Raw genomic sequence first — 11,807 nt, 5'->3', positions numbered from 1 at the left:
GCTTAGCGCAGCTTGCCAACGTTTCTGCTTAGAAAGCCCCGGCTATCGCGTCCTGATACAGTTTACGGATGTCCTGAACCGTAGTCTTGCGAGGGTTAATCAAAACGTTTCCGCTGCGCATGGTGTCCTCGCAGAGCTTGTCCAGAGCCGCTGTCGTCACGCCAAGGCAACCAAGGTTATCCGGGATACCGATATCCGCGTTCAGCTCACGGACAAGCGCCACCGCTTTGAGCGCCGCCTCCCGCGGTGTCAGCCCTGTCACATCGGCTCCCATAGCGGCCGCGATGTCGGCAAATTTCTCCGGGCAAGCCAGGGCATTAAACTTCATGACGTACGGAAGGAGGACAGCATTGGCAATGCCGTGAGGTATGTTGAAAACGCCACCCAACGGGTGCGCCATGGCATGTACGTTTCCAAGTTTAGAGACAGCGAAAGCCATGCCTGCAAGAAGACTACCCATCATCATGTCGCCGCGGGCCTCCCGGCTGTCACCGTCGAAGACGGCGCGGCGAAGGCTGCGGCTGATGAGCCTGATGGCGTGCAGGGCAAAAGCTTCTGACTGCGGAATAGCTTCCTTGGAAACATAAGACTCTATGGCGTGGGTTAGGGCATCCATTCCAGTAGATGCCGTAAGAGCCGGGGGAACGGATAGAGTCAGTTCTGGATCGACCAGCGCGTACTCAGGTATAACGTTGAAACTAATGACTGCCATCTTGATCTGCCGCTGCCGGTCTGTAATCACAGACGACGCCGTGACTTCACTACCGGTCCCGGCGGTCGTGGGAATGGCTATGACCGTCTTCTTCGGCCTCGTTACTTTGTTATAGCCCTCGTAGTCGACAATGTGACCACCGTTGGTGGCAAGCACGGCAACGGCCTTCGCCGTGTCAATGGAGCTCCCGCCTCCCAGGCCAATTACCACGTCAGGCTTATACTGCTGATAGATAGCAAAGCAGGCCTCAACGTTTTCTATGGAAGGGTTTGGTTCTACCTGATCATAGCAGCTGAACGTAATACCTTCTTCTTCCAGCATGGAGCTAATAGTTCTCAACAAACCGGCCTTGACTAAGCCGGGATCGGTAACTATGAGGGCACTCCTGCTGCCGACCTCTTTTGACAATGCACCGATTGTCTTCGCAGCTCCGAAACCATACCTAACCTTGGTGGGTACGGTAAACTCGCGGATACCGGTCATAAGCCTATACCCTCCTCTTACTGCGTAAAGACAGTAGCTCATGCCACTTGGCTCTTTTTCCCCACCCCCCAACTCACTTTGTACATTGGTGCCCAACGGGCCGGCAGTACTTCTGCCAATGGTGCAAGTGAAAAAACATGCTCCTCTGAGCCGCCTCACAATCACCTCGCTTAAGGTCGTCTAATATTCTTGAATGTTCTTTAATAGCTTCGGTATGGTGGTATTCTATAGCCATCGCGTAGGAAAGCCCTTTCTCCTTGGCGATAATTGCTATCTTCTCGCTCATTTGCGCCGCAATGAGTTCGCTCATCGTTTCCATCAAGCTGTAAAGGATCTTGTTACCGGTCATCTCGACTATGCCAAGATGGAATCTAACGTCCTCGTCGAAAAATTCTTTGCCCTGCCCGATAAGAGTGCGTAACGTCTCGATACTCTGTTCCAACCTGGCAACTTTCTCCCTTGTTGCACGCTCCGCTGCCAACCCAGCGATTCCCACCTCTATAATCTTGCGGGCCTCATAAAGCTGGTAATCACTACTCCCGTAGATAAGCGAGGCACTTAAGACGGTCAACGCGGGAAGTTTCCCAGGTTTGTCATTTACAAAAGTTCCTTCCGGTGTTTTTTTCAAAATGCCCATAAAGGTAAGAGCTGACAATGCTTCTCTAATAGAAGCACGTCCAACACGTAGGGACTCAGACAGTTCTTTTTCTGTCGGCAACTTATCTCCCGGACTCAGTTTCCCCCGCAGGAGTTGGTTTTGAAAGTAGCCAATTAACGAGTCGCGTACGGTTATCCTTTTAATTACATCCAAAAAGATTCCTCCAAACATATGTTCATTCTAGAGAACAATTGTCTTTTTGGAAAAACATGTCTGGTTGTAGCCTTGTCCGACAATCATAGTGTTCGACACGCCTCCTCATATTCCTCTTGTTCTGCCAATATTTTTTCTCATAGCTCTTATAAGCGGTATTAGATGCAAAACTGTGCATTCTGATTAAAGTGACCACCCATTCACTTCAAAACAGGCCCAAAGTGTGGGCCACCAATGCTCAAATGCGTTGTGAAAGGAGAAGTTCACAGGGTGCTGGATTGTTTTCGATAATGTAAAAAAGACCACTTAGCGGCCTTTCGCCAACGCTAAAGGGGACCACCCTAACACGTCGAATCCTGTTGCTTAAGATCACTAATCTTGGCAACAGGAGGAAGAAGAGGTGCTAGAAGATTATATCCGGTGGCTACATGAGCGGCGAGGAAAGTCGATCCACCAGATCGCCCGTAAGCTGGGCCACTCGCGGAAGACGGTAAGCCCAGGCGGATCAATCTCTTCTGCATGCGGCTCTGCACGGTTTCGTTCGTTACCGCGTTCCTACACGTGAGTTCGTCCATATCTTCTGTCTTGAATGCTTCTTCGGTGAGCCGACGCTCAAGACAGCAATTGAGCAGGCTCTGGCTACCGGCAGTTACTCCTTTGCCACCATCCACGAGGTCCTATCCCAAATGGCTCGCGTGGGCCCTACAGAGAGATCGGCAGGCATACCCCATTCACCTACGGTGCAAAAACCTAACGTGGCCCGCTTTAACGTACTCTTGGGGGAGTAACAGTAAATGGACCGCAATATCTTACTTGAGGCGAACTTGAAGCGCCTAAGGCTCCCGGCCATGGCCCGCCTGTATCTATATCCCTGGCCAGAGAGGCTGTAGAGAGAAATGAGAAGCACGTCGACTACCTGGCTGCACTTACGGAACGAGAAATCATAGGGCATGAGAAAAGCAGCCTCCGCCGGCGTGTTAAGGCCGCCCGTTTTCCGCTTACGAAAACTCTCACTCTTTGCCGCCATCCCGTTGCTCAACAAGAGCAAGGTGCTCCTTCTAAGCCAATGTAAGTTCTGGTAAAACTGGTAAACCCATCTGGCCATCGCTCTTGGTATCTGTGCTTGCTGCCAAGGCCTTAAGGTACGCGGTTTTGACGTTAGTAATGACTCTGTGAGGTGATGTTTTTCACTCTACCCTTCGCAACTTCGATGCGTAACTTGCTTTGACCACGTCACTTATTAACCACTGCCATGGTATTACCCTAGCCGCTTTGGTACCTGTAACTCGGCCACACCAGGGCCTGGAACTATTAACCCCGAAGACAACGTTTCAGTAGCTTACATCTTTGGTGCTATTGGCAGTTACTTACACTCTACACCCTTCGTTTTTATACGGCCCGTTCTCGCCTCAATTATAGGCTGGACTAGGGCCCGGGTTAAGAACATCGGTGATTTATGCGGGTCCCACTTTCCGCGCTTCGCGCTGCATGTTTCTTGATTTGTTAGGCTTCGGGGAGGCATGGTTGCAGGGCCTGCCTGTCGAAGAAGAAAAAAGGCCATCCCTCAGTGAAAGGGTGGCCCTTTCGGATCGTATGGTCTATGCCTTATGCGCACGATACGCCTGTGATCATCAAATCGCAGCTCATAGTACCATCATCATCATCCGCCGACACCCCAGAAGAAAAAGGTCACCTCACTACCATCCGGAACTATTTGGGAAAGATCTCCCAGCGAGTACACCTCTTTTCCATTTAAGATCATGGAGAATGGCGCAAGGCCCTCTTCTCGGGGTTTCAAGAGGAGGGTCTGCAGCATTGGTACACACTTGCACAATTGGTGAATGAGATCTCTCAGGGTATGCCTGCTTTCCAATACGACCATCATTTGCTCTGTGCCAGCTAAGTCGCGAAACTCACCGAGAAACTTAACGTTAACCGAGCGTTTATCCATAGCCTAAACGCCTCCATGCGGGCAGACCTATTACGGCCACAACTCCGCCGCCACGTCATCGAGTCCAAGATCTAGGAGCAATTCCTTAGACGGTATGCCTTCCGGTGTCCAACGGCGAAGTTTGTAGAGCTCGTCCTTCATCCTCTCCAGTTCTTCGGGCGGACAGTGCATGCCCTGCGACGGCCCTTCCGGAATGGGCTCGTTCATGAAGCGGTAAGGAAGAACGTCGTCCTTGCGGCTCATACCCTCGCGGACGTTAAAGGCCCGCTCGAGGTTCCAGATCCTATCTGCGAGTCGCTGTACGTCTTGAACTGAGAAATTCAGTCCGGTAACAGTATTCAGTAACTCAGCATGCCGTTCGTTCAGGCCGACTCTTCCAATCACATCTTCTATCATGGCACAGTAGTTTAGGGTATCGCGGATTGTGGTTGTGGAGGTGATATCGTAGTTGAGCTGCGCCTTCCCGTTGGGATCTCTTCTGTCGAATTGCCCAGCTCGTTCCGGAAGATGCCTCATGTCCTGATGGCTTCCTCCGCGTGGGCTGGTGGCATAGCCAAGGCTCATACCCTTGTAGCCACGACCGCTATGACCCGCCAGCTCAAGGCCTTTGACGTGGACGGCATACTTGTAAGTTTCCCCACCGAATATTTCAGCGGCACGCTTAGTCCCTTCTCCCAGCGTGCGGTACACGCCGCTACGAGTCACTATTCTTTCCAGCGCTGCAAGCAGGGCGTCATCATTACCGAAGGTAAGTTGTAGCCCACCCAAATCTTCCGCCGTCAAAATGCCCCGTTCATAAAGCTCCATTGCAAAGGCTACCGTAACACCGGCCGAAATGGTATCCATCCCCATTGCGTTGCAGTATTCGTTAGCCTTGGCCACGGCTTTGATGTCCGCAATTCCGCACACCGAGCCTAAGCTGTACATAGTTTCGTACTGCGGCCCGATGGTTTCTGTTCCAGCGTACTTTCCTTCCTTAATCCGGGAAAAGTGAACGCAGCGCAGCGGGCATTGGAAGCAGGCAAGATTTTTCTCAAAGAGTTCTTTAAGGCACGCATCACCGTCGATATTGGAAGCATGCTCGAACGTTTCGCTCTGCCAGTTGCGCGTTCCAAGAATGCCGGAGGCCTGGTTTGCCTTAAGCGCCCCGGTGGTCCCGTATTTGGGCATCCCGTCGCGTAACGCGGGCGTTTCAGAAATGTGTTGGTAGATACGATCCGCTACAGCCTTCGTTGCCTCAACATTGGCCACCGGCACTGAGTATTTTGTGCCATGAACGACAATGGCCTTGAGCTTTTTGCTACCCAGGACCGCGCCTACCCCCCCTCTTCCGGCAGCGTGCGACATATCCACCATGACGCAGCCGAAACGTACCAGACGTTCCCCGGCCGGTCCAATAGAAGCTACGTGAACCGCGTTGTTGTTCAGCTCGGCTCGAACAGCCGCCTCCGTCTCAGGAACCGAAAGGCCCCACAGTTTGCCAGCATCTCGGAGTTCTGCCTGACCGTCGTGGATGTACAACCAAACTGGGTTTTCGCTGACGCCTTCAATAATCACACCGTCGAAGCCGGCAAACTTAAGCTCTGCTCCGAAATGTCCGCCAGCATAGGAATCCATAAAGCCCCCCGTCAGCGGTGACTTGGTGAAAATGCCCACTTTGGGAGTACATGGTACTATCGTGCCTGTCAGAGGACCGGTGGCCAGCACAACCTTATTTGCCGGCGAAAAAGGATCGATTCGTGCCGGCAATTCTTTGAACAGTATAGCAGCACCGAAGCCGTTGCAACCAACATACTTCCTGATGAAGTCGTCGGTCAGCACTTCTGTGCTTATTTTTTTCGTGGTAAGATCAACGCGCAGCAAACGTCCGCAGTAACCGCCGTAGCTTACCATTGTTCGCTCCTCCCTTTTTCTTATTCGTCGGCCAACTTGAGAGCCTGGGCCGCGCAGTATTTCACGCAGGCCGGTTCCCCTTGGCACAAGTCGCACTTGTCGGCTTTGCCGTTCTCTGCATCAATGTAGATGGCACCGTAGGGGCAAGCATCAACGCACAACCCGCAGCCTATGCATTTTTCGACATGCACCATCCAGGTGCCGGTTGCGCTGTGGCGGGTAATGGCCTCTTGGAGGCAGGCCTTGGCACAAGCGGCATCCTCGCACTGATGGCACACTACAACGTAGCTGTCCGTGGGGTTAACGTAAACGAATTTAATCCTTCCGTTGCTTTCATTGACCGGCCGCACATAACCCTTCCGGCAGAACGAGCAAACGCTCACGCATACGGCGCAGCCGGAGCACTTAGCCTGGTCATAAACCAACTTCATCGCCGTTTCTCCTTTCCAGGTATCTTCTACTTTCGACTACTTTTGAACATACTTGGCCAATAGCTTAGCAGCGCGCTCGGTATTAAAGATCCCGCACACACACGGGCGAGCCATTTCTTCAGCCGCCTTTTCCGGCGTGTAACGGCCCTCCTTTACACCTTCGATCAACTTTTTCACCAGGCTGGCAGAGATCATGCCGTGGCCGCACATGGTGATGAACTCCAGGACCTCGGGAGAGGGTAGGTCTTCTACCTTGCCGTGCACTCCCAATGACAGGTTAACTGAGTGCGGCTTAATCCCAAGTTCACGGGCCATGCCTTGGACTTCATCGATCAGCCCACTGACCGTTACCGATAGACCGTAGTCACGCTCCTTAATAAACTGAATCAGGTGTTTTACTTTCTCTTTGCTGGAAAAACACACTCTTACCCTTGGCGTTTCGCTGAGCTTAGCCTTGATTTCTTCGATTGTAGCTCCGGAAAAGATGGTACCCGTTTCGTAAGAGCCAATGTTCGTCGGCCCCAGATCGAAGATAAAATCGAGAATCTCGCGCAGCTTGTCCTGGCTGCCTTGGTTGTTAATACCAACCGCAGGCGTGACCAGTACTACGTAGTCCTCCCGCAGGCTTTCCGGAGTTCCAGTTCTGTGCAGGGAATGTGTCATTGTTAAACCTCCTTAAGTGGCTTACCTAAACCTAGATTGATCTTGGCGTTCAGCCTGGGTTTAATTCCTAGAGACTCTAATTGGGCCATAACTGGGATAGATCCGTTCTCATCCAACCGACAAATCAGGTCCAGTGAAAACACAGTATCAATTTCCTTCGCTACCTCTTTTAGAGTGGCGACCGTACGCTCGAGCATCTCTACGGGAATGGTAAATTCTATGATGGCCGATACAACCCGGCACTGTTTGGCTTCCTCGGTAAAAATGCCTCGCGCAGGATCGGCCATCAGGTGTGTCAGGGGGTTATCGCGTTCGAAAGTCGTGATTCCCTCTCTGGCCAGAGCCATAGTTACTTTCTCGATGTCGACAAAGGAGGCCCCAAGTACCGGCCGACCCATTTCAATGGCAATTCCGACCTGGCCTCTTCTGACGCGGCCGGTTACGTCATTGGTCTTGACTTCTTCCGTTCCCCGCCCCGGCACTTTGGTTTCGACGTGGTAGGCCATAGGGTCACTAAAGTACTTTCTTATCGACCGTGGCCGCTGATATACTGTTTCCTCCTCGGTTATAGCCCCTCTTGGACAGCGTACGACCCTGGTACGTCCGCACGTCCCACACTCTAGGCACTTTCCAGCGTCAATGCGCGCTTTTCTGTTCTCAACAGTTATCGCGTTAGCTGGGCAGTACGAAACACAAATCCCGCAGCCGATGCACTTTTCTTGGTCTATGTGCATTATTTTACCTCCTCAAGACGCCTACTAAGATGCTCAGACATATAGCACTTGAGCTCTGCCCCTAAGTGCCCCACCGGCATAAGAATCATGAAACCACCCGTGAGGGGAGACTTGGTAAAGAAACCAACTTTTCTTGCACCGTCAGGGCCTGGGCTGGGCAGTGCTTCATATAAGCCGGATCACCCTGGCACAGGTCGTGTCCGGCTTTACCTAATTCAGTATTCAGTGGAAGGACGCCACAGGGATAAGCCTCCATCCAAAAGCCACGAAGCTTCTGCCACCTAGGCGCCAGTCTTATTTTATCGTCCTTTGGGATGGCCCCTTGGGGATAAGCCTGAGCACAAGGGGTGTTTTGTCACGGCAGTAGATTACATGGCTATCTGTTGGGCTAACGTAAGCGAGCTTGATCGGGGCGCCGCCGGGGTGCACTAACCCTTTTAGGCTAAAAGAACAGATGCTAGCACACATCACACAGCCCGCTGCAGTTGGGTTGATCATACGCTAGTTTTCGTGTTCTCTCTCCTCTCCTGAGAAAGATCCCTTGCTTACTGTCGCTCATACTATTGCAACAGTTGGGCAGCCCGATCAGGGTTAAAGACGGCCGTACACGCAAGGCCGCGCATCTCCTCTACCTCCTGTCGATGGGTTCGGCGCCTCAGGCGCGAAATGAGATCCAAGGAGAAGACGGTGTCTATCTGCTGTGCAACCTCTTCGATGGTAGTTAGAGTACGCTCCAGCATTTTATCGGGAATTGTCAATTCAATCATTGCAGACACCACCCGGCAATGTTTAGCTTCGTCGGTAAAGATACCCTTCGCGGGCCATGAGTGCGTTAGCGGGTTATTCTGCTCGAAACAGGTTATGCCTTCCCGGGCTAGGGCCATTGTGACTTTCTCCGATGTCAGCAAACGAAGGCCCGAGGCACGGACGCCCCATCTCAATGGCGATACCGAACTGCCCCTTTTTCACCCGCCCAGTAACATCGTTGGTTTTTACCTCTTCTGTGCCGCGGGCTGCAACATTTGTCTCCACATGGTAGGCCGTAGGATCACTGAAGTATTTCCGAATGAGCGCGGCCGCTGGTAAACGTTCTCCTCCTCGTGAATGGCTTCGGCAGGGCACCGCACAACCTGCGCACGGCCACAGGTTCCGCACTCAAGGCACTTGTCCTGATTAACCTGCGCTTTCTTGTTCTAGACACTAATGGCTCCGGCGGGGAGTAGGGCACACACACCCCGCAGCGTATACATTTAGCCTCATCAATCTGCACGTTAACCCTCCTTAATAACCGGACTTAAATGTTCGGATAGGTATTTGTAAATGCTAGAGATGTCTTTAGCCCCATAGCCTTGGTGTTTTGCCGCCTCGAAAAGCTGCAGGCCTAAGGCTCCAAGTAGTAACGGTTGTCCGGCTTCTAAGGCAGCCGACACGGCTAGTTTCAAGTCCTTGGCCGCTAGCTCCAGACTGAACCCCGGTTCGAAGTTATCAGCAAAGATAAACTTGGGGCACCTAGTTTGCACGGCATAACTGTTCCCAGAACCGGCGCTGACCACCTCGTAAACTATGCTCTGGTCCAATCCCAAAGCTTCAGCAAGGTTCAGGCCTTCCGCCAGGGCTACCATGTTGACCCCAAAAAGGAGCTGGTTAACCAGCTTAACCGCCTGTCCAGAACCTATCGCTCCTACATGCACGATTTTCTTACCTATGACCTCTAGGACTGGCTTAGCTCGGGATACTACCTCTGTCGGTCCACCCACCATGATGGTCAAGTTAGCAGCCACCGCTCCGGCTACACCACCGCTCACGGGAGCATCAAGGAAATCCACTCCAATCTTCTTTCCTTGAGCGGCAATCTTCTGTTCGCTCTGAGGGGTAGATGAACTAAGATCAATAACCAGTTGACCAGGCCAGGCTGCAGCAAAGATCCCCTCCGGTCCAAGAACGACCTCTTCCACGATTGCGGGGTTAGGGAGAGAGAGTAAGATGACACTGCTTTCCCGTACTAGCTCAGGTAACGCTGTCGGCAGGGCCCCTTCTTGGGCCACCGCGTCCATAGCCAGCCTGTGGCAGTCAAATACGCGGACTCTGTACCCTGCTTTCACAAGGTTCGTAGCCATAGCTTTGCCCATACGACCTACACCAACAAATCCCAGGTTTTGTTTCTCCATCACGGTTTCTCCTTCCAGAATGTGATCTAATGGTTCCCTGCTGCTGTCAGAGGGTTCTTGCTCGCTCTTCCGGCAACCAAAGGCCAGGTGAGCGACATAACTATTAATACAATCAAGACCACTGAAAGCGGCCGAGTAAGGTAGAACAGCAGCACACTCCCTTTAGCTAATAGCAGTGATTGGCGAAAGCCTCGCTCTGCCATAGGGCCTAGTATAAGGCCAAGCACCATAGGTGCTGGATGGAAACCAGCCTCTTTAAGGTAATACCCTGCTGCTCCGAACACAAGCATAACACCGACATCGAAAAGGCTATTATTGATTGCATAAGATCCAACAACACACAAAATGGCAATGATGGGCGCCAGGATATTCGTTGATACCCGCGTTACTAGGACAGCATATCGTGAAAACGCTAAGCCAACAAAGAACATCACGATATTTCCGATCAAGAAGCCAATGATTAACGTGTATGTTATGTTGGCGTATGTGGTGAAGAGTTCGTGTCCCGGCACAAGACCATGTATTAACAGTCCACCAAGCATCACAGCAGTAGCAGCGCTTCCCGGAATACCTAACGTTAAGAGAGGTATCAGGGTTCCACCAGTTACTGCGTTATTGGCGGTCTCCGGAGCGGCTACTCCTTCAATTGTCCCGGTACCGAACTTCTCGGGATTCTTGGAAAACCGTTTGGCCTCGTTGTAACTGATCCAGGACGCTATATCTCCGCCTGCACCCGGGAGAATGCCGATGATTGTCCCAATTACTGCTGAGCGCAAGATAAGTTTCCAAAGTCTCTTAAGCTCGTCCCATGCTGGCAGAATGCGCTTGTCTCCTACCTGACCTGCGCTTTGGCTGGCTATAGACGAACGGCTTTCGCTAAGAGCCATAACTTCAGACAGGGAAAATAGTCCAATCATAGCCGGAACAAAGTTAACACCTGATTCCAGGGGAATAATGCCAAAGGTGAACCGGGGAAAACCTGAGAGCACGTCTACTCCAATCGTACCTAGCATGAGACCGACAAGTCCTGAAAGCAACCCTCTTAGGACAGACCCACTGGTCAAGCCACCTACGGTAGAGAGCCCAAAGATAGCCAAGAGGAAATACTCAGGGGGGCCGAACTTTAGGGCAATTTGTGACAGAGGCGGTGCAATAAGGAGAAGGGCTACCGCGCCAAAAACTCCTCCAATGGTTGAAGCTGTAATGGACATTCCCAGAGCTTTTCCGGCTTCCCCTTTCAAGGTCATCTGGTAGCCGTCCAAGGTAGTTGCGCAGGAGGAGGGCGTACCTGGGGTGTGAAGAAGAATCGCTGAGATAGAACCACCATAAGTGGCAGCGGTATAGATAGTTGCCAGCATTATTAGTGCCGGGGCAGGTCTCATCCCGAAGGTCAAGGGGATCAACAAGGCAATGCCCATGGTTGCACTGAAACCTGGCAACGCTCCAATAACTAGTCCACTAATTGTGCCTACTAGAATAGCAAACATAGTGTCCGGTTTAACAAGCTCTAATAAAACTGTACCCATAAGTACTTTTAGTACCCCCCTTCTAAATCCCCCAAATACCTTTTGGTAATGGAACATGTAACTCTATCACAAACACAAAATAAATGAATAGCTCAACCCCTAGGGTGCACAAAGCAATTGTGAGCCACTTACGGACGCCCTGAATGTACATTAGCGTAGGGAGAAAGATCGCTGTTGCAATACCAAAACCGACTAGGTAAAGCAAAAAGAAATATCCCAGGCAAACTGCAAACGTAATAAGGGGTACCCACTTCCATGAAACATCTTTGGGTCGCCGCAGGTCACTTATGAATAGGAAGACAGAAAGAGCAACAATGATAACCATAAGGGTCCTAGGATAAATTGCAGCTTCTGGAACGTAAGGGAGAGACTGATACCAAAGAAAAAAGCAGCATAAGATAAAGGCGAGGGCATACCACCGGGCTTTCATTATTA

The 11,807-nt window shown here is 51.7% G+C and carries 12 protein-coding genes; all 12 read right to left on the bottom strand.

Going from position 1 to position 11,807, the window contains the following annotated elements:
• Window positions 1-28: 28 nt before the first annotated feature.
• Complete coding sequence (locus K5554_RS08025; RefSeq protein ID WP_221037993.1) at window positions 29-1,195, bottom strand: iron-containing alcohol dehydrogenase; 1,167 nt, start codon at window positions 1,193-1,195, stop codon at window positions 29-31.
• A gap of 73 nt (window positions 1,196-1,268) precedes the next feature.
• On the bottom strand, window positions 1,269-2,006 hold the full coding sequence (locus K5554_RS08020) for a FadR/GntR family transcriptional regulator (protein WP_221037992.1): 738 nt from the start codon (window positions 2,004-2,006) through the stop codon (window positions 1,269-1,271).
• A gap of 1,660 nt (window positions 2,007-3,666) precedes the next feature.
• The gene (locus K5554_RS08015) at window positions 3,667-3,957 is read right to left on the bottom strand and encodes a MoaD/ThiS family protein (RefSeq protein WP_221037991.1); all 291 of its coding nucleotides are present in this window, start codon (window positions 3,955-3,957) and stop codon (window positions 3,667-3,669) included.
• A 30-nt stretch (window positions 3,958-3,987) separates the two neighbouring features.
• The gene (locus tag K5554_RS08010; protein ID WP_221037990.1) at window positions 3,988-5,850 is read right to left on the bottom strand and encodes an aldehyde ferredoxin oxidoreductase family protein; all 1,863 of its coding nucleotides are present in this window, start codon (window positions 5,848-5,850) and stop codon (window positions 3,988-3,990) included.
• 20 nt (window positions 5,851-5,870) lie between these two features.
• Window positions 5,871-6,281: a 4Fe-4S dicluster domain-containing protein gene (locus K5554_RS08005; protein WP_221037989.1), complete on the bottom strand. Its 411-nt coding sequence runs from the start codon at window positions 6,279-6,281 to the stop codon at window positions 5,871-5,873.
• A 36-nt stretch (window positions 6,282-6,317) separates the two neighbouring features.
• Window positions 6,318-6,944 carry a hypothetical protein gene (locus tag K5554_RS08000; RefSeq protein ID WP_221037988.1) on the bottom strand — a complete coding sequence of 209 codons (627 nt, stop codon included), beginning with the start codon at window positions 6,942-6,944 and terminating at the stop codon, window positions 6,318-6,320.
• 2 nt (window positions 6,945-6,946) lie between these two features.
• Window positions 6,947-7,678 carry a DUF362 domain-containing protein gene (locus K5554_RS07995; RefSeq protein ID WP_221037987.1) on the bottom strand — a complete coding sequence of 244 codons (732 nt, stop codon included), beginning with the start codon at window positions 7,676-7,678 and terminating at the stop codon, window positions 6,947-6,949.
• A gap of 560 nt (window positions 7,679-8,238) precedes the next feature.
• Window positions 8,239-8,445, bottom strand: coding sequence for a hypothetical protein (locus K5554_RS07990; protein ID WP_221037986.1), 207 nt, complete (start codon window positions 8,443-8,445; stop codon window positions 8,239-8,241).
• A 281-nt stretch (window positions 8,446-8,726) separates the two neighbouring features.
• On the bottom strand, window positions 8,727-8,948 hold the full coding sequence (locus K5554_RS14700; protein ID WP_221037985.1) for a 4Fe-4S binding protein: 222 nt from the start codon (window positions 8,946-8,948) through the stop codon (window positions 8,727-8,729).
• 1 nt (window position 8,949) lies between these two features.
• Window positions 8,950-9,846: an NAD(P)-dependent oxidoreductase gene (locus K5554_RS07980; protein WP_221037984.1), complete on the bottom strand. Its 897-nt coding sequence runs from the start codon at window positions 9,844-9,846 to the stop codon at window positions 8,950-8,952.
• Between the two features lie 26 nt (window positions 9,847-9,872).
• Window positions 9,873-11,372, bottom strand: coding sequence for a tripartite tricarboxylate transporter permease (locus K5554_RS07975; RefSeq protein ID WP_221037983.1), 1,500 nt, complete (start codon window positions 11,370-11,372; stop codon window positions 9,873-9,875).
• 22 nt (window positions 11,373-11,394) lie between these two features.
• Entirely contained in the window at window positions 11,395-11,802 is a 408-nt protein-coding gene (locus K5554_RS14695) for a tripartite tricarboxylate transporter TctB family protein (RefSeq protein WP_221037982.1), read from the bottom strand.
• Window positions 11,803-11,807 lie beyond the last annotated feature (5 nt).

It is taken from the genome of Gelria sp. Kuro-4, from assembly GCF_019668485.1.
In the GTDB taxonomy this organism is placed as follows: Bacteria; Bacillota; DTU030; order DUMP01; family DUMP01; genus DUMP01.
Note: the sequence above shows the minus strand (reverse complement) of the source record. Positions and strands in the feature narration are given on the sequence as shown.